Source organism: Polycladomyces abyssicola, from assembly GCF_018326425.1.
GTDB lineage: Bacteria > Bacillota > Bacilli > Thermoactinomycetales > JIR-001 > Polycladomyces > Polycladomyces abyssicola.
Genome location: NZ_AP024601.1, coordinates 1,033,222 through 1,058,842, shown reverse-complemented (window position 1 = coordinate 1,058,842; position 25,621 = coordinate 1,033,222). Strand labels below are relative to the sequence as shown.

Below are 25,621 nucleotides of genomic sequence, written 5' to 3'. Positions count from 1 at the left end.
ATCATTTCCCCCCATTGCCGGCGGCACCCGTCTGACGTTCAAACTGACGCAGTTGAATCTTCTCCGGGTCGCGCACGACCAGCACATAGCTTAGCTGTTCCAAGGAGGCCGCCGGTTTGACGTACACCGTCTTGTCCACCCCGTACTCACCGGGTGCGACACCGTCCACAGTGCCGATCAGCAAACCGCCGGTATAGATGTCGGATTGGTCGGACGTAACCACAATATCGCCTTTTTTCGGTTTGGCCGTTGCCGGGATATACTTCATGACCAAGCGTTTTCGTCCTTCGTCAAAACCGTCCACAATGCCGAAATAGGTTCCGTGTGTGGTCTGCAAATGCGCCGCGATGCCGGGGCTTTCGTCCGAATCGGTCAGCAACTGGACATCGGCCATGTGCCCGGTAACCGCTGTGACCCGCCCAATCAGCCCTTGGTTGGTAATCACCGGCATATTGAGCAATACCCCGTCTTCCGTACCGCGATCAATCACCACCCGGTTGTTCCACCGATCCGGATTGCGCGCCACCACATGGGCCGCAATATAGGAAACTTCATTTCCTTTCCGGTATCCGATGATCTCTTTTAACTGGCGGTTCTCCTCTTGTAGTTTTGCCAGTTGCGATTTCAACTGCAGTACCTGAGTGGAAGTGGCAGCCTCCGGCGGAGAAGCATGAAACCACCCGACCAAAACGGAAGTGGGTCGATACAACCCACTTCCCACCGTGTCCGTCACGTTTTTGATCCAGCGCTCGGGGAGCGTCAATTCGTTGCGCTCTCCGCGAGTCATTCCCATCATGGACAACAGGGCGATCATCGACAACAACAACACCAACAATCTTCGATTCCCAAACAGTCGCGACAACAACGGCGATCACCCCGGTTACCGACGTCGTCCGAATCGGAAGCCCGTGGACGAACCGGATGTGAACAAATGGATGTTTTCCAACGCCCGACCGGTGCCGATGGCTACACAATCAAGCGGATTGTCCGCCACGACCACCGGCATCTCAGTTTCCAGGCTCATCCGCTTGTCCAAATTGCGTAACAAGGCACCGCCGCCCGTCAGCACAATACCGCGATCCATGATGTCAGCGGCCAATTCGGGCGGGGTTTGCTCCAACGTCTGTTTCACCGCGTCTAAAATTTCATCCACTGTGTCGGACAACGCCTCGGCTATTTCCCGGGAAGTGATATGGATCGTTTTGGGCAACCCTGTGATCAGGTCGCGACCGCGAATATCCATCGCCTTGCCGTCGTCTGTCGGCATAGCGGATCCAATCTCCAACTTCAATGTCTCCGCGGTGCGCTCTCCGATCATCAGGTTATAATTCTTTTTGATGTATTGAATGATGGCTTCATCCATCTCGTCGCCGGCCACACGAAGCGATTTGCTCGTTACGATTCCTCCCAACGAGATGACGGCCACTTCCGTCGTTCCCCCACCGATATCAACCACCATGCTGCCGGTCGGTTCCCATACCGGCAATTCCGCACCGATCGCCGCTGCAAACGGCTCCTCAATCGTGTATGCTTCCTTGGCCCCCGCTTGGCGCGTCGCTTCTTCCACTGCCCGCTTCTCCACGGGTGTGACGCCCGAGGGTACACACACCATCACGTTGGGTTTGCGTGGAATATAGATCCGGTGTTGTTTTTGGGCCTGACGAATGAAGTACTCAATCATGGTCGCCGTCGTATTGTAATCGGCGATCACACCATCCTTCATCGGACGGATCGCCACGATGTTGCCCGGGGTACGTCCGATCATTCGTTTCGCTTCGTTGCCGACCGCCTTGATTTCTTCCGTCCCGGTTTCCATAGCCACGACGGAAGGCTCGCGCACGACGATCCCCTGTCCTTTCACGTATACCAATGTATTCGCAGTGCCCAGATCAATCCCCATATCCCTCGTAAATCCGCCAAACATCGGGAATCTCTCCTTCCGACTGTCCTCTTCATTGCTTCCCAACTCTATCCCTATGCGCATCAGCCGTCCACCCTCCCGTCACTCTCGCGGTTCGCCAGGCAGATACTCGTTTTCGCGCATACTGAAAAACACGCCGTCACCAATGATAATATGATCGATCAATTCAATCCCGACGATCCTTCCTGCCCGAAATAACCGTTCCGTCACCTGAATATCTTCCACACTCGGGCTCGGATCTCCACTGGGATGATTGTGGAAGCAAATGACGCCGGCGGCACTGCGGCGAATCGCTTGACGGAACACTTCCCTCGGGTGAACGACTGAACTGTTCAAAGTCCCGACAAAAATGCGCTCTTTTTCGAGTACATGATTTTTGGTGTTTAAAAAGAGACAAACGAAATGCTCCTGCTTGAGGTGGCGCATCTCCTCCATGACCCAGTCAGCGGCATCTTTCGGCGAACGAACCGCTTTTCGCTCGGGGGGCAGCGTACGGGAGATCCGCCTGCCCAATTCGATCCCCGCAAACAGTTGGACCGCCTTGGCCGGGCCGATCCCGCGAATGTTCATCAGCTCGTTGAGTGTCACATCAGCCAATTCACGCAGTCCGCCCGTTTGCGTGAGCACACGTTCCGCCAGACGGAGAGCCGATTCCGACGATGTGCCCGTCCGTAGCAGAATCGCCACCAGCTCCGCATTGGACAAGCGCTCAGCCCCCTCGCGCATCATCCGCTCACGGGGACGTTCGCTTTCCGGTACATCCCGGATTCTCAAATGTGCGCCCGGGTTCACACGTTGCACCCCCGCATCTCCCGACTTTCATCGCCGGGTTCTCCCGTCCGATGGCCCAAATTTGGTGAAATCGATCAACGAATACCCCATGTCCCGCACCATTTCGTACAGCAAAGGGACCGAAAGGCCCACCACGTTGGTGTAACAACCATCAATCCCCGTGACCCAGAAGGATCCCAGACCCTGAATGCCGTAGGAACCGGCTTTGTCCATCGGTTCATTCGTATAGATGTACCATTCGATCTCGTCGGGGCTCATGGGCCGCATGTGAACCCGGGTAATGCGATGGCGGACACTCCGGCGAGATATCTGCCCATCTCTGTCCGTTTCCACCAGCGCAAGGCCACTGTATACCTGATGGGTTCTGCCTTGCAGCCGCTCCAACATCGCATACGCTTCCCGACGATCCGCCGGTTTGCCCAGGACCTTACCGTCCAGCACGACGACGGTGTCCGCGCCGATGACCAGAGAATACTTGCAGGATCGGGCGACGTCCTCGGCTTTTCGGAGCGCCAGTTGTTCCACCATTTCACCTGGAGGAAGCGGCCGGGATATCTGTTCGTCGATTGTACTGGGTATTACTTCAAATGAAAGACCTAAGCCGCTTAAAACCTCACGGCGGCGAGGGGAAGCGGATGCGAGAACCAGTGCCCGCTTGATCAACACCAACGCCTCCAGTCTTTAAACAGCAAACGTGTTGAATAACCAGACATGTGATAGTCTGCACGAAGGAGTATGGGAACATGTCCCGTTCAGTTATGACGGCATTCGGGAAGACAAGAAGAACCTTCCCCAAGACGGAAGGCAACAAGCAGGACGGAAGGATCTTCAGCGGGTTGAAGGTGAAACCATTCAAAACCTCATAGGACCACTCTCGTTTTTAGTGTAGCAAAATCAAAGGGGGCGAACAAGCAAGATTTCGCTCACTTCCAGGCCGACACGAATTGTTCATAAGCCAGTGCATAGCGAACCAACCCCTCTTGCATCTGCCAAATAAGAGCAGAACTGGGGTTTTTCTGTGCTTCCTCCGCGCCCTGCACTGCAAGATCCAGCGCCTGCATCATGCCCAGAGCTGCCGACTTCGCTTTTTTGGGCAGTTTGGATTCCAATCGGGTACCTTGGATCACATACGCTTGATACTGTTTCTGCAAATCGGTCATCCCCGAAAAAGCCGTCACGGTGTTGTTGCTCTGCAAATGAGACACTGTCTGTTGGCCCAACCGATGAAACAATTCATGCCCTTTTTCCGCAAAAACCGCCATCTCCTTGGACGAACGAGCTTGTTCTTCCGGGATGCGAACCCCATCGCCTCTTACGACCCAGTCCTTCAGATAGACCTGGACATTCTGTTTTTGATAGATGACGGACAGCTTCAGGGCGTCATCCCGATTGATGCCCACCCCCAGATAGATCCGATGCGGTGGATCGGGCGTCATCACCGACGCCCACCCTTCGCTCCGAAGACCTTCCACTGTTTGTTGCGCTCTCTTTTTTTCGGAATAACTTCCTGCCTGCAAGAGGACCGCCTGCAAGGAGGGAAGCGAAACAGCCGCGCCCGGTTTTTGCGAGACTTTTCCATTCTCCAAATCCGACGGGGTGCTCTTCAGATGGGAATCAATCGTGCGGGTGTGCACAGCATCACCCGAAAAAAATGTAGACAACAGCGTCATCCCCATCAATGTGCCCAACACGATCGCACCGATGATGGACAGGATCAACCAACCCGCCGGCCAACCTGAAAACAGCGAAACCCGATTCCGACGAGAATGCAGGGGAGAGGACGGGGAACGCCATCCAATCCCTTCATCCCACTGCTCCTCATACGTTGAAAACACGAGCGGAAACCGGGAACGGATTGATTCCTCCTCCTTGGAACGGACAACCTCTGTTGTCATAGACGTTGGATCTTCCCGGTTTGTTTCAACCTTCGGCGACAGCGGTTTGCCACCTACTTTGATTTGTTTGGGAGCTTCGGCGGGCTCCCCCTTCCCACCGGGGGACTGGGAACGCAGTGTGATCCGGGGTTGGGGCATGGTCATCTCTCCTTATCCAATCTGCTACCACATGTATATGGTTTTGCTAGAGAAGATAGAACCCGCCAGAAGCGAGCCATACCATGCCGCCCATGCCTCTCCCCAGAAATAGGCAGTGACGATCCCTGTCGCCAAAAACGGACCAAAAGGAATCGCCTCTCCCGCACCAACACGACCAGTTGCCCACCACCACAACGCTGTCACGCCACCGACACACACGGAGAGCCACAGTGCAACCCCTACGGCAGGCCATCCCAACACCCAGCCAGCCATTCCCAAGAGTTTGACGTCTCCCCATCCGATCCCCTTGCTGATCCAAGCCAGAATCGCCAACATCAAACCTCCGGTCAAACAACCGGTAAAGTAGGTAGTCCAAGGTTGGGGCCCCACCCACAATCGAAGGATGGCAAACAACCATGTGGCTGGGTAAATGACCATATCCGGTATCCACTGCAGGTGCAAATCGGTAATCGTCACGACCAACAACACGGCAAACAACAACATCGCTACCGCCGACTCAGGTATCCCGGGGCCCAATACAGCGAGAAGCCCGTAAACCCCTCCTAAACACACCGGCATGATCCATTCCATGGCGGGGTGCCACATGGAGATATGATGCCATTTCGATGGGAACCCGCTTCCCCATCGAGTGCAGAGAAACCAACTGAAGCGTACCAGCCAGCCCCCCACCCACCAACCACCAACCGTCGCCCATACCCCGATCACATCCATGATTTCACTGCTCCAGAGTCAATCGCTCCCATTTGCAGCAAGCGATCCATCTCCTGTTCGAACGTTTGCATCCCCCATGCTGTCCCTGCCTGCATGAGTGACGGAAGCTGATGAAGTTGACCTGAGCGGATGAGATTGGCTGCAGCAGGGGTGTTGATCAACACCTCAAATGCAGCCACACGGCCGCCCTCCTCCCTTCGGGGCAACAGCCGTTGCGCGACTACACCGGCCAATTGTTCGGACAACTGCATACGGACATAAGACTGTTGATCGGCAGGGAATGCGTCAATCAACCGGTACACTGCCGAGACCGTGTCCGCGGCATGCATCGTCGCCAATACCAATCTGCCTGTTTCTGCGGCACGAATGGCGGTATGCATCGTTTCCCGGTCACGTAACTCCCCCACAACCAGACAATCTGGATCTTGCCGCAAAGCCGCATACAATCCTCGATCAAACCCCGTGGTATCGCACCCGACTTCCCTCTGCTCGATCATCGATCGCCAAGGAATGTGCCGATACTCGATCGGGTCTTCCAACGTGATGATCCGCAATGCGTAGTGCGTGTTCAAATGGTGTACCAAAGCGGCTACGGTTGTCGTTTTCCCTGCTCCCGTCGGTCCGACGACCACCAACAGACCATGCATCCGCTCAGAAAGTTGCAACACGGATTGCGGAATGCCGATACTTTCGGGTGTGGGAATGCAGGTGGGCAAAATGCGGACGGATATGGCCATCTCCCCCGCCCCTTTGTGAAATGTATGTACACGGATACGCGTCGACCCGTTCCATTCGGACGCCGTGTCAGTTTCATTCCGTTCCCGTGCACATTTCCACCCTCTTTCCCCCAGCAACGCAATCCCCCAAACGTTTACATCATCAACCGTCAAAACCTCATTACTCATGGGACAGATCCTGCCGTCCAGACGCATGTACGGTCGATGAGCCACGGAGAGGTGCAAATCGGATGCACCCAGTCGGATGGCGATGGACAACCAATTCGGTTCCGGCAAACCTACGCCCCCTGTCATAGTAGCTTGTTTTCATTTGGGATAGTCATGTTTTGCCATGTATATATTTTATCATTTTGTATAAGGTTGTCTATTATTATTTTATCTGCTTGTGATACTCTTTTTTGGTTTTTCTAATATAAAATAGAACCATGTCCGTCAAACCCCAAAAACGACTGTGGCTCAAAACAAAGGCGACTTTCCTTTTTTGTTCACGAGCAAAGAGAGATACCGTTCCATCACGTGACAGAGTGTAGTGAGACCTTGCTCCAAATCTGCCTCCGTAGTCGGCGAGAAACTGATACGTAAATGCCGCCACTGAATCTGATTGGGATCACACGCAGACCCCGGCAAAAACCGAATGCCAACTTTTTCTGCCTCCGCCATCAGTTCGTTGGCATTGGCTCCTTCAGGCAATGACACCCATACATTAAAGCCGCCTTTGGGAATCTTCCAAGTCACACCGTCGGGTGCATGCCGTTCCAACACACGAAGCGTCAAATTCCGTCTTTCGCGCAACGTTTCCCGAAGACGGCGCAGGCTTTCCCGGATCGATCCGTTTTCGAACAAGGGAAGGATGACTCTCTGATTCAGCAGGGGGTTTCCCAGGTCGGCATTGGTCTTGGCCGCCACCAATCGTTCCAATACCGGGCCGGTCGCGATCAAAAAACCGATCCGGCAACCTGGGGATAAGATTTTACCCAGTCCTTTGATATAAATGACATTGCCCGTTTCATCCATCGATTTGAGATGCGGCGGGGGCGGTTCATCAAAATGGATTTCGCTCCATGGATCATCCTCCAATACCAGGCAATTGACTTCAGAAGCGATGTCAATCAACTCCCGCCGCCGCTTGACGCTCATCACCGAACCCGTCGGGTTGTGAAAGGAGGGGATCGTGTAGATCAATTTGGGTGTGCATCGATCCAACAGACCGGTCAACTCATCGATCCGCATCCCATGTTCGTCCACCGGTACGGAAAGCACGGTGGCGCCCCGACTGCGAAACGCATCGATGGCCGCCGTGTAAGTGGGCTCTTCGGTGACAACCACGTCCTGCGGGCCCACAAAACTCCGCGCCACCAGATCGATTGCCTGTTGCGAGCCATTGGTCACCAAGATTTCATGAGCGGAAGCGGTAATCCGTTCCCCGCTGATGTACCGCGCCAAAGCTTGACGCAACGCGAGATCTCCCTGAATCTCGCCGTATTGCACCAATACGTCCGGTTCCTCCCGGATCAAGCGTCGAATACTGTCCGCCAACGCCTGCGTGGGCAACAGAGAAGGATGTACGACCGATTGGGCAAAATCGATGGGGACTTCACTCTTCTGATACTGCCAATATTGCGAGCGATATAAATAGTCCACGACAGGAAACGTTTTTTGTCGTTCTGTCGTCTGATCGGTTTTCGCATGTTCTTCATAGACGAACGTTCCTTTGCCATGGACACGGGTGATCAATCCTTCCGCCTCCAACAGATCCAGTGCATGAACCACCGTGACCGGACTTACCTGCAACATCTTGGCCAACTGGCGGACGGAAGGCAACCGGGCACCCCGCTCGAGATGTCCGGACAAAATCCGGTCGGCAATGGCTTGGTGGATCTGCTGGGCGAGCGGCACTTTGGATTGGCGGTTGATGACGAGTTTCATCGCATTCACTCCAACTGTTACAATCTGATATTGACTGTTACATATGATGATACATAAAATTCAGCCGAAAGTGGAGAAAAAAAGGGGGAACCATCATCATGAGCCAACATCAAACCGGTACGGACCGTGTGAAACGCGGCATGGCCGAAATGCAAAAAGGCGGCGTCATCATGGACGTCGTCAACGCCGAACAAGCCAAAATTGCTGAAGCCGCCGGAGCAGTGGCCGTCATGGCGTTGGAGCGCGTCCCGGCCGATATTCGGGCCGCGGGCGGTGTGGCACGGATGGCGGACCCGACCGTCATCGAAGAAGTGATGAACGCGGTAAGCATTCCGGTCATGGCCAAAGCGCGGATCGGACACTTCGTTGAGGCACGTCTGTTGGAAGCATTGGGCGTGGACTACATCGACGAAAGTGAAGTGCTCACGCCGGCCGACGACCGTTTTCACATTGACAAAACGCAATTTACCGTGCCGTTCGTCTGCGGAGCGCGGGATTTGGGTGAAGCGCTGCGCCGGATCGGGGAAGGTGCATCGATGATCCGGACCAAAGGGGAACCCGGTACCGGCAATATCGTCGAGGCCGTCCGCCATATGCGGATGATGCAGAGCCAGATCCGCAAGGTGCAATCGATGTCCCGCGACGAATTGATGGCGGAAGCCAAACAGCTGGGAGCACCGTATGAGCTGTTGCTGCAAGTGCACGAAACCGGCCGCCTGCCGGTCGTCAACTTCGCGGCGGGTGGTGTGGCGACACCGGCGGACGCGGCGTTGATGATGCACCTGGGTGCCGACGGCGTCTTTGTCGGATCGGGGATTTTCAAATCGGAGAATCCTGAAAAATATGCCCGTGCGATCGTGGAAGCGACGACGCACTACGAAGATTTTGAGCTGATCGCCCATCTGTCCAAAGGATTGGGTGGTGCGATGCCGGGCATCGAGATCGACCGTTTGGAACCGGCGGCCCGGATGCAGGATCGGGGATGGTAACACAAAAGCCCGTTTCCTTCGTGGAAACGGGCTTTTGTCATCCGTTATTTCTGAAGTTGCCGAATATCATTGACGATGGCCTTCTCATCCGGGCGCAGGCCGTCGTAGATTTTCATCACCCGGCCGTCGGGACCGATCAGATAGAAACGGGCCGTATGGCTGACCATCACCGTACCGTTCGTTTCAGACCGCATCAGATCTTGTTTAAACGCCGATTGGGCAAATTTGCGAATTTCTTCATCCGAATAACCGGTCAGAAAATGCCAGTTGTCCGTCTTGGCCCCGTGTTCCTCTGCAAATGCACGAAGCTTGTCCGGTTTGTCGTATGACGGATCGACACTGAACGAGACGATATCCGCTTTCAGTCCCGCTTGGTTCAGTGCCTTTTGAACGCGAGCCATGTTGGAAGTCATCGGTGGACAAATATCCGGGCAACGTGTGAAAATCAAGTTGGCCAACCACACTTTTCCCTTCAGCTGCGACAAACCGAAAGCCCGTCCATTCTGGTCCGTGTACCGGAATTCCGGCACCCGCCAGTTCAGGTGGGACACATCATTGGACTGGTTGTTGACATGGGCTCTTGGGGTGGGCGCGGACGACTTGGACGGCGCCGCCTGGCCGCATGCCGTCATCACGAGGCACAGCAGCAAAATGGCAATCCCCAAACACCCTTTTCGTATGCTCACCGACATCAGGTTACACCACCTTTCCTGATCCGTCACTGCCGTACTTCCAACTTTTGTGCATTCATGACGTGGGCCCCGTTGGCTGTCACATGATACATCACCTGATACGCACCCGGTTGATCCAAACGGACAGCGGCCGTATAAATACCGTTTCCGGTCCGTTTGGTCCCGATCATACGGTGATGCTCTCCGGGACGCGCCGGATTCCACACTTCCACCTGCACCCGATCCGCATCATTTACCGGCTGTTTGTCCACTGTCACATGTACGTGAATTTGGATGGACTCACCGATTTTGGGAGTGGCAGGTGTAAATGATAGGGACACTTTCGGCATGGAGAGTGAAACGGATGTCATCTTCTCCGAAGTCGCACCCTTGTGATGCCGATGTTCATCCGCCCCGGTACAACCGCCGAGAAGCACCCACATACTCAACAACAAAACGGTCAACGCGATTCCGCCCATCTTCCTCATACGTTCACGCTCCCAAATCGGGCATACGACAGTATAACCATACCATATTTTCCCCTTTTATCATCCCCTTTTGCAAAAACGCCACACAAATGTTGAGAGTGCGAACGTCATGAAAAAAAGCCCTTCGAAAGGGCACTGTTGACAAGGTCTGCAAGCTCCGATATATTCCGTCTCCGCTCTGCGCTCGACGGGAAATCGGAGTCGCTTATGACAGCATGGAGTGACCGTTTTACCAAGAGCAACCTTCGAGCTTGCCGAACCGCTTCAGATCCACATCCGCCACAATCCTTCCGACACGAACGTACTGTACATGTAATAAAGACCGTAGACGGTACTTAATAACGCCGCCACCCGGGTCAACACATGATGGATCGACTGATTGCGGGACGTCATGACAAAGGGAATACCGATACATGTGGAGAAGGCAAACATCCCTGCCACCGTTCCCATCCCGAAGATCAGAATGTACAATGCTCCTTCCACGACCGTTTGCACGGTGGTCATCGTCAGCAACACCATCGCCGCACTCCCGGAAAGCCCGTGAACAAATCCGACCAACAGCGACTTTTCATAAGATGCCCGTGGGGAATGCATAGGCTGGTACGAACGTATACCGGTCCACCCCAAGTAAACCAGCATGATCCCCACCAAAAACTCTAGCGACAATGCCCATTTTTCGGAAATCTGACCCTTTAACACAATCAAGAGCAGCCCGACTACGAACAAGGTTGCCGTATGCCCAATTCCCCAGAAAATCCCTGCCAGCGAAGAACGGTACCACCTATTGCTCCGACTCGCAATCGTGGTGACCGCCACGACATGATCCGGCTCGAATGCATGCTTGATCCCCATCAAAAACCCCAACAACAAAGTGGACCATAACCCTTGTACCATCATTCACAATCCTTTTTTCAATATTTGCGCAAAAATGCTGTTTTTGTGCCCCACCTGTTCCCCCGCAGGAATGCGCGGCAGAGATCAAAAATCGTTTCCACGTCCTGTGTGCGTTGGGCCAATACACGGAGAGACAACCCCGGTACCATCAGCATGGACAACCCGATTTTCACTCCGGAGAACGGTTCGAGCAATCGGTGAATGCGTTCGACAAACCCGGCATCGATTCCTTCCTGAATGGCAATCAACGAACCCAGGTGCGTAAATCCCTCCATATACCCAAGGCCCAACATATCCCGATCCGGTTCCAATTTCAAATGATCATACAAGACAAGCTGGTCCTCCATGTACACGTCCGTCCGGGATTGTAACAAATCATAGCGAAACCAAGAACCGGCCACGTGAGAAGCACTTCCGCTCCCTCCGGAAAGAGAGTTTCGCCATATCATCAGCAAAAACCCCAGCCATCGCTGGGGTTTTTGCTGTCAATGATTCCCGTCAACCGCAGTCCTTGATGGTCCTTCTCTCCTCCAATGCCGGTACCAGCTCATGTGCCACCCGCCAAATGTCGCCCGCTCCCATCGTCAGCACAACATCGCCGGGACGCGCATGTTCGAGGAGGTATTGTTTCACTTCCTCTTTGGTATCGAAATACCGCACGTTGTGATTGCTGTTTTGCCGGATCAACTCCGCCAACCGCTCCGCAGTGACACCATCGATCGGCTTTTCGCCCGGCGGAGCGTAAATGCGATTGATGATCACTTCGTCTGCTTCGCTGAATGCACGGCTGAACTCGTCCATCAACAGATGTGTGCGGGAATAGCGCTGAGGCTGGAATACCACCACAATCCGCCGATTCAGTGCCCGTGTAGCCTGAATGGTTGCCCGAATTTCAGTCGGATGGTGTGCATAATCATCCACTACCAAAATGTCGTCCACTTCTCCGATCACTTGAAAACGCCGTTTGGCCCCGCTGAATTGCGCAATCGCCCGGGCGGCTTCTTCAAAAGGAACGCCCGCATGCATACATGCGATAATAGCGGCCATCGCGTTGGCCACATTGTGCCGACCGGGAACGTTCAGCTTTACTTCGCCGAGCGGGGTGTCCCCTTTTTTCATCGTAAACGTGATCTGACGCAGATGCTGACGGATCCCTTCCGCCGTATAATCCGCCGGTTGGTCCAATGCATACGTGATCACTCGAACGCCTAAATCCTTCACCATTTCTCGCAGATGCGGATCATCCATGCATAACACGGCCAGTCCGCCCGGCTTCACTTGGCTCAAAAATTGGCGGTACGCCCGTTTCAGATTGTCGAATTGTCCGTCGTAATTTTCCAGATGATCCGGTTCGATGTTGGTAACCACAGCCACTTCCGGGTAATATTCCAGGAATGTACCGTCGCTCTCATCCGCTTCGGCGACGACAAAATCGCTCTTGCCAGCCTTGGCGTTGCTGCCGAGCCCGACCACTTCCCCTCCGATGATGAACGATGGATCGACACCGCAAATCTCCAGCGTTTGCGCGATCATGGACGAAGTGGTCGTTTTCCCGTGTGCGCCTGCCACGGCAATCCCCTTTTTGTCGTTGAGCAGACGAGCCAACATTTGAGAACGGTGCAATACCGGGATACCTTTCTCTTTTGCGGCTAGCAGCTCCACGTTGTCCATCGCGATACTGGAGGAATAGACAACCACGTCCGGTTCCCCGACCTGCGCGGCATCATGACCGATATGGACGACGGCACCCCGTTTGACCAGATTTTCCGCCAATTTGTTCATGGCAACATCCGATCCGGTCACCTTGACCCCCTGATCCAACAACACACGGGCGATCGCGCTCATGCCATATCCGCCGATCCCGATAAAATGGACGTGTTTGGTCTGATTCATCCTGCCCACCAACCTTTATCCTTGATTTTCCCCTGATACCACTTGCTTGCGAATGTCAGACACGAGAAACAGTGATCCCGTCACCAAGATGAGATCATCCGCGGACGCCCGTTGTCGCAGGCGGTTCAGTCCTTCCTCCGGCGTTTCGGCCGTTTCCACCTCCGCGGATGTAAGTGACCGCACCAACCCGGCGAGCCGTTCCGCTTTCATCGCTCGAGGGTGACTCGCCTGTGTGACGACGATTTGTTCAGCCAGCGGCACCAACGGCTGCAACACCCGTTCCACCTCTTTGTCTTCCATCACGGAGAGTAACAAGTGTAATCGCCGATATGTCACTTGCCCGGACAGAAACGCCGCCAACGCTTCTGCGCCTTCCGGATTGTGTGCGCCGTCCAGCCAGATTGGCGGGTCATCCGCCACTTTTTCCAATCGTCCAGGCCATTGCACCTTGGAAAATCCGGCCAACACATCTTCGTCTTCCAATACCGTAGCGTAAAACTGGCGCAACACTTCCAGGGTCATCATCGCCGTGGCTGCATTTTTTGCCTGGTGCTGTCCCACCAGCGGGATGATGATCTCTTCCAATGACCGATACATATTGCGGAATCGAATACGCTGATGTGACGACGTCGATTCGATGGTTTCCGCCTCATAATCCCGGCCGATCAAATACAGGGAGCTTCGACCCGCTTCTGCCTTTTCTGCGATCACCCGCACGGCGGTCTCATCCTCGCAACCGCACACCACGGGTACACCCGGTTTGATGATACCGGCTTTTTCCTCTGCGATTTGAGATAATGAATCCCCTAATAAATGTATGTGATCATGCCCGACATTGGTGATGACCGACACCAACGGATATACCACGTTGGTCGCGTCCCATCTGCCTCCAAGCCCCGTCTCCCAGACGATAAACCAAGGCAGGGCTTCTTTGGCAAAATAACAAATCGCTAGCAACGTCCAAAATTCAAACGGCGAAGGTTGTCCGACGCCGGATCGGATCATTTCCTCGACAACGGGCTTCAGCTCGTTGGCCCAGCGTACGAAGGATTCCTCCGGGATGTTTTCTCCGTCGAAACGAATGCGCTCGCTCCAATGCATCAGATATGGAGACGTAAACATCCCCACCGGATAACCGGCCTGTTCAAGTACCTTGGCGATCATCGCAGCCGTTGAGCCTTTGCCATTGGTCCCGGCGATATGAATCCATTTCATCCGCCGTTCCGGGTGTCCCAACCGGTCCAGCGCCCATTCCATCCGATCCAACCCCGGTTGAATCGCTTGCACGCACGTTTCATCCATCCAACGAAACACGTCTTCAGCGGTGACAAACCGTTGATCCATCCTGACCGTTCCCTTCCGTCGACAACTCTATAGTTGGGAGTGAAAGGGCAGGGGGAGTCCTACCCTTTCAACTCGTTCAACCGTGCCAATACCTTTTCGCGTTTCTCGCGATACTCTTCCCCTTTACGCCGCTCTTCTTCCACGACGTGCTTCGGTGCCTTGGTCACAAATCCCTGATTGGACAATTTTTTCTCCACACGGGCCACTTCGGCATCCAGCTTTTTCAGCTCTGCTTCCAGACGGGCGATCGTTTGGTCGATATCGATCAAGCCCGCCAGCGGCACGAATACTTCCGCACCGGTGACAACCGCGGTCATCGCTTTGTCCGGGCGGGTGACGTCTTCCCCGACCGTGACCTGTTCTGCTCCGCACAGCCGGCGAATGGCCGCTTCGTTTTGCCCGATCGCGGACAATACCTCGGCGTCGGCGCGAATCAGGAGTTCCACTTGCTGTTTGACCGGCACTTCCATCTCCGCCCGGATGTTGCGCACCGAACGGATGATCTCGATCAGCACCTTCATATCCCGCACCGCTTCTGGCGCTTCCCACTCCGCAGACGGTTTCGGCCACTCGGCCACCGTGATACTCCGGCCAGCCGTCGGCAGGTGCTGCCAGATCTCCTCCGTCACAAACGGCATAAACGGATGCAGCAGGCGCAACGATTGATCCAGCACATACGCCAGCACGGAGCGTGTTACCCGTTTGGCTTGTTCGTCTTCTCCGTACAGCGGGAGTTTGGCAAACTCGATATACCAGTCGCACAACTCGTCCCAGATAAAATTGTAAAGGACACGCCCCACTTCGCCAAACTCATAACGTTCCAACAGGCGGGTCGCTTCTTCAATGGTTTCATTCAGCCGGTGCAAAATCCAGCGATCCGCCGTGGAGAACGGGCCGGTCAGCTTCAATTCTTCTGCCGAAACGCCATCCAGATGCATCAGAGCAAACCGGGACGCGTTCCAGATCTTGTTGGCAAAGTTCCGCGCCGATTCCACGCGCTCCCAACGGAAGCGTTGGTCGTTGCCAGGCGTACATCCGGTGGCCAGCATAAACCGCATCGCATCGGCACCATACTTGTCGATCACTTCCATCGGATCGACGCCGTTCCCGAGTGACTTGGACATTTTGCGCCCTTCGGCATCCCGCACCAGACCAGTGATCAACACGTCGCGGAACGGTTTTTGTCCCGTAAATTCCAACGCGGTAAAGATCATGCGGGCCACCCAGAAGTAGATGATGTCATACCCGGTGACCAATACATCCGTCGGGAAATAGCGCTTCAAGTCTTCGGTCTCATCCGGCCACCCCAATGTGGAGAACGGCCACAGCCCTGAACTGAACCAGGTATCCAATACGTCCGGGTCCTGCTCCAGATTCCGGCTGCCGCATTTTGGACAGGTTTCCGGCTCTTCGCGCGCCACGGTCATTTCACCGCAGTCACCGCAATACCAAGCCGGGATGCGGTGACCCCACCACAATTGCCGCGAAATGCACCAGTCGCGCACATTTTCGATCCAGTGTAGATAAATCTTTTCAAACCGCTCCGGCACGAACCGGACCCCTTGACCCGATCGGGTTTGTTCGATGGCCCGTTCGGCGAGCGGTTTCATCCGCACAAACCATTGCGTGGACAGATACGGTTCCACCACCGCGCCGGAACGTTCGCTGTGCCCGACGGAATGCACGTGTTCTTCGATATGAACGAGTACGCCCTGCTCCTGCAAATCCTGAACGATGCGCTTCCGGCACTCGAACCGGTCCAACCCTTGATAGGGTCCCGCGTTTTCGTTCATCTTGCCTGTCTCGTCCATCACCAACACCTGCGGCAGGTTGTGACGCTGCCCGATCTCGAAATCGTTGGGATCGTGTGCCGGTGTGATTTTCACTGCACCGGAGCCGAACGACGGATCCACGTATTCATCGGCGATGATCGGGATTTCCCGGCCAATGATGGGCAGGATCACGGTTTTTCCGATCAGGTGCTGGTAACGTTCATCTTCCGGGTGAACCGCCACGGCCGTATCACCCAGCATCGTCTCCGGACGCGTCGTGGCCACTTGAATATATCCCGTACCGTCTTTGAGCGGGTACCGCATGTGATAAAGCGCACCCTTCACTTCTTTATGGATCACTTCGATATCCGAGAGCGCGGTGCGCGCGACCGGGTCCCAGTTGATGATGTATTTGCCGCGATAGATCAACCCTTTTTCATACAAACGCACAAAAACTTCCCGCACCGCACGGGACAACCCTTCATCCAAGGTGAAACGCTCACGCGAGTAGTCCAGCGACAGCCCCATCTTCCGCCATTGATCGCGGATGATCTGCGCATAATGATGCTTCCATTCCCACACTTTCTCCAGGAATTTCTCCCTGCCCAGATCGTGACGGCTGATGCCTTCTTCCCGGAGCATCGCTTCCACCCTGGCCTGGGTGGCGATCCCCGCGTGGTCCATGCCGGGCAACCACAGTGCGTCATAGCCCTGCATGCGTTTGAAGCGAATCAATACGTCCTGCAGCGTATTGTTGAGCGCGTGCCCGATGTGCAAATTCCCCGTTACGTTGGGCGGGGGAATCACGATGGTAAACGGCTGTTTGTCCGAATCGGCATCCGCGCGGAAAAAGCCGCCCTCCAACCAATAATCGTACCACTTTTCCTCCGCCGCCTTGGGATCATAGGTCGGCGGCAATGATGCTTTTGGTTGATCGGCCATGCTCTAACCCTCCTTACTTTCCAAAACAAAATAACTCCTTCCATCGCAAAGGACGGAAGGAGTTGTTTCCGCGGTACCACCTTTGTTCGCCCGTCTTTGAGAACGGACGCCCTCAGCTCCCGTATCGTGGGAAAACGGTTCGGCTTACTGCCGGTCGGGTTCAGCCGAACAGCTCCAGGGGGACGTTCACCGGCTCCGCCTTGGGAAACCTTCCAGCCTTAGGGTTTCCCTCTCTTGAAGGCGAACAACCGACTACTCTTCCCTGTCATCGCCGCTTGGTATCAGTTGTAAGTCGTCTTCTGCAGTATGACTCTCTCTCGTCATCTTATTCTACAATGCCCGGGACGGACACGTCAAATCCACATAAATCCCCGAACACGTAAGTGTCCGGGGATTTAGAATGAATCAATAAAAAAGACAAGTCCAAAAGCGACATTACCGAACCATGCCAAACGCCCGCTCGACACTTTCCATCATCAGACTAGGATTGGCGAGAAACGCCAACAACAACACCGTACACAACAACATCACACTGAGAAAGAGGATAAACAATACCCCGCGATAGGCACTTTTGACCATCGACTTGACCACACTCAATCCGAAAACCCCCTTTGGTTTCCCTGACGACGAATTTCTCTCTTATATTTTGTTCTTTTCCGCTCGTATTGTCCAGCCATGAATACAAAAACGGGCGAAAAAAGAAATGCCCACACACGGGGACAATTTCTGCATATAATTTGACTGAAGGAAACTTTTTTACCGCAAGGAAAATATATTGATCTATGCCAATATGAAAGCAGGGAACTCCATGTTTCGCGCGAGTCTATGGATACTGGCATTGGCGTTGCCCATCAAAGCATGCGAGATGTGTTTGCAAAAATGGCTGCGACGGAGTCATCGGCGATGAGAGGAAAACAGGAAAACGTACAATCCTGATGATTGTAGTTTGATAAAAAATGAAATACGGGTACGATTGTACCCGTAGAGACTGCTTACTGATCATACTGTATTATCTTTTTTGGGATCGAATGCGGACAGCCTCGGTCTTTCGCGTTTTGCTCCCATTCCCCTTATTACCCAGCCAAAGCGTACGGATCAGCGACTGCAACCATCTGAGATGGCCAATCTCCTCTTCCCAGCGACGAATCGCGATCGTCTCCTCAATCCGATCCGGCATCTCATAATAGCGGGTAAGCAATCGAAGTGGCCGCTCGGGATATGCCAAATAGAGGGCCAGCAGTTTTTTTTCCTTGCCGCTCAGCTTCCATCCCTCTTCATAACGGGCGAGGTAGAATTGCGGCTCTTTCTCGTGATCCAATTGCCGGGAAAACCGACGGAAAAACGCCCCCAGATCGCGAACTGGACTGTCGACTGCCGCATGGTCCCAGTCAATCCACACCCATCCGTCGTCTTTTTTCAACAGGTTGCTGGGATGGATCCGACTGTGACACAAAGTATATCGCGGTGCGATCCCCTTATCCGACTGTATGAATTTTTCCATCCCTTTCACCGCAAAACGAAGCGCCTGTTCCACATATTCCGCATCATTCGCAAAAGCATGATCAAATGGGGAACGAAACGTTCGGCTCTCCAGTACTTCACGGTATTCGGCCAATTTCCCCAACTTGTCCTCCCATACCTGCAAGCGTTCGGCATTGATGCTCTGCTTCCGATCCGATTGTTTCCCAACAACCGGGAACGCCGAGTGGTGAACGTGTGCCAACATGGTCGGCAATTCCTCGATGGGGATCGTTTCCCGCAGGCCAGCGTCACTTTCCACCCACGGAGTGGCGTACCAAACCGCGTCTTCTGACTGGACGAAAGCTTCCCCATCGGATGTCTTCAACCATGGCAGAAATATCTCCTGGCCTTTGGATTGAACAGCCTCCATCACTTTGTGCAACCAAGCAAGCTGTTCAGCAGAACAAGACGATTTTTTTAATGCAAATGTACCATCCGCCGTCTGGATGCGTAACACCCCACTGACGGGGCGCACTTGCAGGGGAATCCATCCGTACCGTTCAAACACTTGTTCCAACACGGCTCGTTCTTCAGGCAATTGAATGGGCACACGCCTCCCCCCCTTTTCCAAATAAAATCAGCCACTGCCGCAAAAGAACGGCAGTAGCTCCATTATCTCTTTTGATCGTTCACGACTCGTTCAAGCGAATTTTTTGCGGAATGTGGATGATTTGACCCTCTTTCAATTCCCCCTCCTCCAATTGATTCAAACGGATCAACTGGCTGGCCAACACATTGTACTTTTCGGCAATGGAGTCGATCGAGTCTTCTTTTTGTGCAATCACCATTTTGATTTTGACAAATTGCTCTTCCTCTTCACCGATCAACCATTTGGCCCATTCCAACTGCGTCGCGGATTTTTCCTGATTTGGTTCCGCCTCTTCGCTTGTTTCCTCTTCATGTGTTTCCAGTTCATCAGCAGATTCCGTTGATTGCTCTTCCTCTTGGTCTTTGAACAACTGGACACTTTTTGGCCATTGCGGTTCTTCCTGATTTGTTTCCCATCCTGTATCGGGAGCAAAATCGGGAGGGGGTTCCGTCGGCCCTGTCGGTGGATGTTCCGGTTTTCCCAACAGGCGATCTTGAAATCGGAAGGATGACGGGTGTTGCTCTTTTTGGCGTAGGAAACCGATTTTCATTTCCCGCTTGTCGACTGCCGGTTCCTCGCCTTCCGATTCATTCTCCTCCTGATTCTCCGCGACATCCTCCGGCTCGTAAGGTTGCAGTTTGGCCGTGGGATCGTCCGCGTCCCATTCCGGTTCTCGTTCTTCCCCGTCAGACGCGTGAGGTGTATCCGTCTCTTCTTCCGATTCACTGATGGATTGAATCGATGCATCTTTCTGTGAACGGGTTCCCCAACCGTATTGGCTGTCCGGATCACGATAAGCCGGTCGTGCATCATGGGGGTGAGCCATATGTTCAAACTGATACGTCGGCGGTTGGGAGGAGTACGTTTCATACGATTCCTCCACCTCCTCCGAAGAAGAAGGGGTATAGCCCGAGAATTCGGGACTGTCTTCAGATGTTTCTTCCTCCGTCTGCTCTTCGTTTGACGGTTCGGGAATAAAGCCGTCAATCGCCAGTACCGCTTCGATTTGCAGTTCAAACGGTGACAACACGTGATAATCGAACGATTCCACCTCGGCGGAGATATGGTCCAGTGCGGCGCGATTGGAAGGTAATGTGATCTCGACAGGGATGACGTACGCCAGTTCCTCCGTCTCCTCCCCCTCTCCCTCCGCTTGTTCCTGTTCAGTTTCCCCGGACAATTCCGTTTGCTCCACCTCTTGTTCCCCTTCAGACACCATCCAGTCGTCTCCCCTGTAACGACCGTTCAAACGGAGATATCCATGGATTTTCAAGTGGGATCCTTGGTTTTCGATCTCCACGTCGGGAATCAAATCTAGTTCCAGCAAATTACCGATCCCAGGTTGTTGAGGATGGAGCCGAACTTTCTCCAAGATGTCAAATCTCAGTTGACTGTATTGACCGTCCGCCATACTCTCCCTCCTTACATAGGCAGATCCTGCCCGAAACCGCCGCGACCAACGGCGCAAGTGATCTTTTCCGGGCGAAACCACAGATTTTCGACGGTACTGTATCTATATGCGACCAGGCAGTGGATATAACCGGGTCGAAGACTGGAGGAACAGCCGGGGTTTTCCTCGTCTATTGAAAACAAAGGCCCATGAACGAAAATGAAGACATCTTGTAAAGAGCGCTGTATGAGCATACGGCAGTGGTTGGAGATCGCGAACGGGGATGATCGGAAAATCATTCGGCACAGGAGGATATGTACTCCATTCGGGACGGAAAAGCACGACTTATGATTGGAAGAGAGTTTGGAAGCCGCTTTTTTATCAGCTATTTTTCAAGGTTATATACGTGCTTGATAGGTGTTCGTGCGGTGGGGTGATTCCCATCTGTCATCGTAAGGGCACCTTTGATTTCTCTCATACGTTTTTGAGTATATTCATAGCCAGCCTCGATACATGTGGTGAGCTTCGAAAAATCTAACAGTCCAACCGAACCAACTTCAGGATGTAAGACGATGTCGGCTTGCCTCGTGGTGTACTTTGCTTGGATCGCCAGATTGATACTGACAACTCTTGACAAGATCGAAAACAAGGAATCGATCGAATCAAGAGGATCAGCAAAAACCAGATCTACAGCAATCACCTTATCCGCACCCAACGCCCGAACTGCAGAGATTGGGCAATTGTCCATAACCCCTCCGTCTACTAATACCCTTCCTTTATGCATGACGGGTTTGAAGAGAACGGGTATCGAGATGCTTGCTTGTACAGCTTTTGCCAGTTGAATATCGGTTATCACATCCAATTCACTGCACGGATTGGCTAACGGCTGTGAGATAAACATGACTTGCCGTGCTTGTTTCAAGTCTGTTGATAACAATGCCAAGGGGAAATTCAGTTCAGCGATATGGGCATATTGGGTCAAATTGGCGATCAGATCGTGAAATCTTTTTCCTTTGATCACCCCCTGTATTTTGAAATTACGCTTAATGAGTTTGGTAAGGAAAGCATGGTAATCGTAATCCAGGTATCGTTTCGTGATGTTGGGTACCATTTCCATCAATTCTTTTGCGGAATACCCGTATGCGTACAAGGCGGCAATGATAGCACCTGCACTGGAGCCCGCAAGACAGTCAATTTGGATTCCCGCTTCTTCCAAAGCACACAAAGCACCAATGTGTGCACAACCAGCCACACCGCCACCACCTAATGCGATTCCAACTTTTGTCATAGCCGCCGTTGCCTTTCTGTTTCAGTTTGCTCTATACATTATTCGCTATCGATAAATCGTTCATTCTTGTTGCCAGCTCTTATTACCAAGTCTCAGTACAAAGGGTTGATCACATAAAAATAAAAAAGCCAAGCGTTTTTGTCACGCTTGGCGAGATTGTTTCCAGATGTCGTGAAGCCCTTTTGATGATTCATCAACGGTAGACGGCTCATGCTCGTTGATGTTATCACAGTTGTTTCAACGCATTCCGGTTGGCTTCGATCGTTCGTTCGATATCTTCGTCACTGTGCGCAGTGGAGACGAACATACCCTCAAACTGCGACGGCGGTAACAGGATGCCCTGTTCCAGCATCAGTCGGAAATATCGGGCAAAGCGCTTGGTGTCGGATTGTTTGGCCTGGGTGTAGCTGACTACTTTTTCTCCCGTGAAGAACAGACAGACCATGGAACCCACCCGGTTAATATGGTAAGGAATACCCGCTTCTTCCGCATTTTGCCGGAATCCTTCCTCCAACCGGGCCGCTTTGGCTTCCAATTGCTCATAAACGCCAGGCTTGCCCAGCTCCTGTAATGTGGCGTAGCCGGCGGCCATGGCTAACGGGTTGCCGGAGAGCGTTCCCGCTTGATACACGGGACCGGTCGGAGCCACCATCTCCATGATTTCACGCCGGCCGCCGTATGCCCCGACGGGCAAACCGCCACCGATCACTTTCCCCAGAGTGGTCAGATCAGGCATCACTCCGTACTTGCCTTGCGCACAGTGATAATCGACCCGGAAGCCTGTCATGACTTCGTCGAAAATCAACAGCGCACCGTAATGCGAGGTCAACCGGCGCAATCCTTCCAAAAAGCCCGGTTCGGGCGGCACGACACCCATGTTCCCCGCCACCGGTTCCACAATCACCGCGGCGATATCGTGGCCGAACTTCTGGAAGGCGACGCGGGCGCTGTCTAAATCGTTGTAAGGGACCGTTAATGTGTGCTGCGCCGTGTTCTCCGGCACACCTGGACTGTCCGGCAACCCCAGCGTCGCCACACCGGAACCCGCTTTAATCAGCAAGCTGTCAGAGTGACCATGATAACTTCCCTCAAATTTCACGATTTTGTTCCTGCGTGTATACGCACGGGCCAACCGCAACGCGCTCATCGTCGCTTCGGTACCGGAGTTAACCATCCTGACCACTTCCACGGACGGTACGATCTCCGCCACCAATTGGGCCATTTTCACCTCTATCTCCGTCAACGCACCGAAGCTTGTCCCTTTTTCCGCAGCGACCTTGACCGCCTCCACCACGGACGGGTGGGAATGACCCAGGATGAGCGGTCCCCACGAACAGATATAATCGATGTATTCGTTCCCGTCCACATCCCATACCCGACTTCCTTCGCCACGCTCCAGCACCACCGGGTTCATCTCCACAGATTTGAACGCGCGAACCGGGCTGTTCACCCCGCCGGGAATCACTTTTACCGCTTGATCATAATAGGCAATCGACCGCTGAAATCCCTTATGCAAGCCACATCACCTCTCACACGGTATTGTACCGCAAATCCCGGCACAACACACGAGGGAAGGAAGGGGGTTTTTGTCTGTTTGGTGGATGATTTTTTGTTCAGCACACCTGAATCTTACGGCTGTGGAAAGTTCACAACTTGATTGAGGAGATCTTACCTTTAAAAAAGAAGGGCTCTGAGTTCCACTCCACTGTTGATGCCGGAGCCGGAGACTCAGAGCCGACAAGATCACAATTCAATTCCCAAGATCTCTCGACAAACCACAGGGGATGCTACCCCCCTCTTGCCACAAGCCCATCGTGCATGGTTACTTCATGACACTCGATGGATTGATCTTTTTCCCGTCTTTGATCACTTCCAAATGAAGAATCGGATATTTTGCGTGCACTCTTCCGGTCTTGCCCATATTGCCGATTTTCTTTCCCTTTTTTACTTTTTGACCCTGTAATACACTGATTCCGCTGAGATGGGAATAAACACTCACGTAACCATCCCCATGATCCACCATCACATGCCATCCGTAGGCGCACTTCGCATCTCTTTTCACTTTGATCACTTTCCCGTCCCCGATGCTGCCAACGAAACCTTTGTCATGCTTGTATCGCTGATAGTCGATCGCCCGGTGCTGTTTCCCATATTTCTGCGTAATATACGAACCGGATACAGGCTGTGAGAAAGATTTCGCTGCCCAGACGTGCGAACCACCCGCACCGACCAACAAAGCCGCGGTCACCATCAGGGATGTGATCCAATGTTTCACAACATCACCTCATACTAAAATTAATTTTCCCACCAAATCCATATAAAGGGATTTGTGGGGGGGAACGTGATGTTTCTACCCGCCCCACACCGTGCTCAAACCCCTTTTTTGGAAATTGATTCTCCTACTCTATGAAAAAGTTTAGCTTCCGATAATGGTATGGTATCGGAAGTTAAATCGGGATAAATTTTAGTCCTGTGCACAACCTTAACGGTAAGGTAAGGGAATGATGGCGACTTCAGTCCAGACTTTCACCTTGCACATATTTATAACTTGACAGTTATATAACTTACCGGTAATATAAAAATCATGAAGAGTTCAATCTTTGAAGTAATGGCCGAACCCAATCGTCGACGAATACTTGATCTTCTAAGAGAACGTGAACGTTCTGTGGGAGAACTTGTCAAAGAGACCCAACTTAGTCAACCTGGAATCTCTAAACATCTTCGGGTCCTTCGCGAAGCCGGTTTGGTTGAGGTTCGCCAAAAAGGACAAAAACGCGTGTACCATTTACGCGCCGAACCACTAGCAGAAATCGATAACTGGCTTGAGCCGTACCGACGATTCTGGTCCGACAATCTGGATGCCCTTGAAAAACATCTAAACAGGGAGGACAAACTTGAAAAACATTCAACAGACGCAGGGCCTCGCGAAAAGAAAGGATGATCCCATGAATTTTGAGTCAAATGCCAAAGTACGTGTCACCCGTCGCTTTAGCGCATCGCCGGAGCAAGTTTTCGATGCTTGGCTGGATCCTGAAATGATCGGCAAATGGATGTTCGGCCATGCTCATCCTGAACGTGAAGAAGAAGTCGTACGAATCTCTCTCGATCCGCGAGCGGGAGGCTCATTCTCTTTCGTTGTGCGCCGACAAGGACAGGAAATTGACCACGTAGGGGAGTATCTTGAAATCGATCGGCCTCGCCGCCTCGTGTTTACCTGGGGGGTGGCTGACGTGGGGGATAACAGCCGAGTAATCATCGACATCATTCCGCTGGAGAAGGGGTGCGAGCTCACCTTGACCCACGAATTGCACCCGAACTGGGCAGACTTCGCAAGCCGCGCCGAAGCCGGCTGGATCAAGATGCTTGACGTTCTTGCTGAGACACTCAGTTAGAAGAAACCAATATACAAAACCCGGAACCCTTAACGACAGGGTACCGGGCTTTTTTTAGCCGTGTGGCTGATGATTCCCCTTTGATAGATTTCATAGAAGAATACTGGTATTATCCGCCAAACGGTCTTTTAAGAAAACCCCAAACGGAGATCAGATCCCCGTTCGAGGGCGTCTTTCATCAAATTTTCTTCCAAAATTATCCTGACAAAATCATCGTTTGGCTGCCATAAACAAAAAGGAGCCACTGAAGGCTCCCGCAGTTTCCTCCACCACGAATCGATGGAGACGGAGTGGTTATTTACAAACG

The 25,621-nt window shown here is 53.1% G+C and carries 24 protein-coding genes and 1 other annotated feature; of the genes, 3 read left to right on the top strand and 21 right to left on the bottom strand.

Going from position 1 to position 25,621, the window contains the following annotated elements; genetic code table 11:
- Window position 1: 1 nt before the first annotated feature.
- From mreC to pdxR, 8 genes are all read right to left on the bottom strand, one after another.
- Window positions 2–862: a rod shape-determining protein MreC gene (gene mreC / locus KI215_RS05310; protein ID WP_212774522.1), complete on the bottom strand. Its 861-nt coding sequence runs from the start codon at window positions 860–862 to the stop codon at window positions 2–4.
- Between the two features lie 18 nt (window positions 863–880).
- Window positions 881–1,924: a rod shape-determining protein gene (locus tag KI215_RS05305; RefSeq protein WP_212775074.1), complete on the bottom strand. Its 1,044-nt coding sequence runs from the start codon at window positions 1,922–1,924 to the stop codon at window positions 881–883.
- Between the two features lie 78 nt (window positions 1,925–2,002).
- Window positions 2,003–2,722, bottom strand: a complete 720-nt coding sequence (gene radC / locus KI215_RS05300; protein ID WP_420830170.1) for a RadC family protein — start codon at window positions 2,720–2,722, stop codon at window positions 2,003–2,005.
- A gap of 18 nt (window positions 2,723–2,740) precedes the next feature.
- A complete protein-coding gene (locus KI215_RS05295) occupies window positions 2,741–3,379 on the bottom strand; it encodes a Maf family protein (protein ID WP_246512203.1) in 639 nt (212 codons plus the stop codon).
- 257 nt (window positions 3,380–3,636) lie between these two features.
- Entirely contained in the window at window positions 3,637–4,746 is a 1,110-nt protein-coding gene (locus KI215_RS05290; RefSeq protein WP_212774520.1) for an SPOR domain-containing protein, read from the bottom strand.
- 24 nt (window positions 4,747–4,770) lie between these two features.
- A complete protein-coding gene (locus KI215_RS05285; RefSeq protein ID WP_212774519.1) occupies window positions 4,771–5,478 on the bottom strand; it encodes a prepilin peptidase in 708 nt (235 codons plus the stop codon).
- Window positions 5,469–6,491, bottom strand: coding sequence for a type IV pilus twitching motility protein PilT (locus KI215_RS05280; RefSeq protein WP_212774518.1), 1,023 nt, complete (start codon window positions 6,489–6,491; stop codon window positions 5,469–5,471). Before KI215_RS05280 ends, KI215_RS05285 begins: the two co-directional genes overlap by 10 nt.
- A 180-nt stretch (window positions 6,492–6,671) precedes the next feature.
- On the bottom strand, window positions 6,672–8,141 hold the full coding sequence (gene pdxR / locus KI215_RS05275) for a MocR-like pyridoxine biosynthesis transcription factor PdxR (protein WP_212774517.1): 1,470 nt from the start codon (window positions 8,139–8,141) through the stop codon (window positions 6,672–6,674).
- A 98-nt stretch (window positions 8,142–8,239) separates the two neighbouring features.
- Here pdxR and pdxS point away from each other — a divergent pair, with 98 nt between their 5' ends.
- Window positions 8,240–9,130, top strand: coding sequence for a pyridoxal 5'-phosphate synthase lyase subunit PdxS (gene pdxS / locus KI215_RS05270; protein ID WP_205495846.1), 891 nt, complete (start codon window positions 8,240–8,242; stop codon window positions 9,128–9,130).
- Window positions 9,131–9,174: 44 nt separating this feature from the next.
- On the opposite strand, the gene KI215_RS05265 is transcribed toward pdxS, so the two are convergent.
- The 13 genes from KI215_RS05265 to KI215_RS05205 form a co-directional block, all read right to left on the bottom strand.
- On the bottom strand, window positions 9,175–9,822 hold the full coding sequence (locus KI215_RS05265; RefSeq protein ID WP_212774516.1) for an SCO family protein: 648 nt from the start codon (window positions 9,820–9,822) through the stop codon (window positions 9,175–9,177).
- A gap of 26 nt (window positions 9,823–9,848) precedes the next feature.
- Window positions 9,849–10,289 (bottom strand): FixH family protein, encoded by a 441-nt coding sequence (locus tag KI215_RS05260; protein WP_212774515.1) that lies wholly within the window; start codon window positions 10,287–10,289, stop codon window positions 9,849–9,851.
- 264 nt (window positions 10,290–10,553) lie between these two features.
- The gene (locus tag KI215_RS05255) at window positions 10,554–11,183 is read right to left on the bottom strand and encodes a HoxN/HupN/NixA family nickel/cobalt transporter (protein WP_212774514.1); all 630 of its coding nucleotides are present in this window, start codon (window positions 11,181–11,183) and stop codon (window positions 10,554–10,556) included.
- Between the two features lie 17 nt (window positions 11,184–11,200).
- Window positions 11,201–11,632, bottom strand: a complete 432-nt coding sequence (locus KI215_RS05250; RefSeq protein ID WP_212774513.1) for an urease accessory protein UreD — start codon at window positions 11,630–11,632, stop codon at window positions 11,201–11,203.
- A 49-nt stretch (window positions 11,633–11,681) separates the two neighbouring features.
- Window positions 11,682–13,076 carry a UDP-N-acetylmuramate--L-alanine ligase gene (murC, locus tag KI215_RS05245; protein WP_212774512.1) on the bottom strand — a complete coding sequence of 465 codons (1,395 nt, stop codon included), beginning with the start codon at window positions 13,074–13,076 and terminating at the stop codon, window positions 11,682–11,684.
- Between the two features lie 15 nt (window positions 13,077–13,091).
- Complete coding sequence (locus KI215_RS05240) at window positions 13,092–14,420, bottom strand: bifunctional folylpolyglutamate synthase/dihydrofolate synthase (protein ID WP_212774511.1); 1,329 nt, start codon at window positions 14,418–14,420, stop codon at window positions 13,092–13,094.
- Window positions 14,421–14,479: 59 nt separating this feature from the next.
- Window positions 14,480–17,134 carry a valine--tRNA ligase gene (locus KI215_RS05235; RefSeq protein ID WP_212774510.1) on the bottom strand — a complete coding sequence of 885 codons (2,655 nt, stop codon included), beginning with the start codon at window positions 17,132–17,134 and terminating at the stop codon, window positions 14,480–14,482.
- Window positions 17,135–17,179: 45 nt separating this feature from the next.
- Window positions 17,180–17,412: a binding site (T-box leader), on the bottom strand.
- Window positions 17,413–17,569: 157 nt separating this feature from the next.
- Window positions 17,570–17,731: a hypothetical protein gene (locus tag KI215_RS05230; RefSeq protein WP_212774509.1), complete on the bottom strand. Its 162-nt coding sequence runs from the start codon at window positions 17,729–17,731 to the stop codon at window positions 17,570–17,572.
- A gap of 412 nt (window positions 17,732–18,143) precedes the next feature.
- Entirely contained in the window at window positions 18,144–19,205 is a 1,062-nt protein-coding gene (locus KI215_RS05225; RefSeq protein ID WP_212774508.1) for a phosphotransferase, read from the bottom strand.
- 79 nt (window positions 19,206–19,284) lie between these two features.
- Window positions 19,285–20,655: a LysM peptidoglycan-binding domain-containing protein gene (locus KI215_RS05220; protein ID WP_212774507.1), complete on the bottom strand. Its 1,371-nt coding sequence runs from the start codon at window positions 20,653–20,655 to the stop codon at window positions 19,285–19,287.
- Between the two features lie 364 nt (window positions 20,656–21,019).
- Window positions 21,020–21,922, bottom strand: a complete 903-nt coding sequence (locus KI215_RS05215) for a patatin-like phospholipase family protein (RefSeq protein ID WP_212774506.1) — start codon at window positions 21,920–21,922, stop codon at window positions 21,020–21,022.
- 226 nt (window positions 21,923–22,148) lie between these two features.
- Entirely contained in the window at window positions 22,149–23,438 is a 1,290-nt protein-coding gene (hemL, locus tag KI215_RS05210) for a glutamate-1-semialdehyde 2,1-aminomutase (protein ID WP_212774505.1), read from the bottom strand.
- A gap of 306 nt (window positions 23,439–23,744) precedes the next feature.
- The gene (locus tag KI215_RS05205; protein ID WP_212774504.1) at window positions 23,745–24,197 is read right to left on the bottom strand and encodes a M23 family metallopeptidase; all 453 of its coding nucleotides are present in this window, start codon (window positions 24,195–24,197) and stop codon (window positions 23,745–23,747) included.
- A 309-nt stretch (window positions 24,198–24,506) separates the two neighbouring features.
- Here KI215_RS05205 and KI215_RS05200 point away from each other — a divergent pair, with 309 nt between their 5' ends.
- Entirely contained in the window at window positions 24,507–24,863 is a 357-nt protein-coding gene (locus tag KI215_RS05200) for an ArsR/SmtB family transcription factor (RefSeq protein WP_212774503.1), read from the top strand.
- On the top strand, window positions 24,817–25,314 hold the full coding sequence (locus tag KI215_RS05195; protein ID WP_212774502.1) for an SRPBCC family protein: 498 nt from the start codon (window positions 24,817–24,819) through the stop codon (window positions 25,312–25,314). The genes KI215_RS05200 and KI215_RS05195 overlap by 47 nt, the downstream gene beginning before the upstream one ends.
- The last annotated feature ends 307 nt before the right edge of the window (window positions 25,315–25,621 follow it).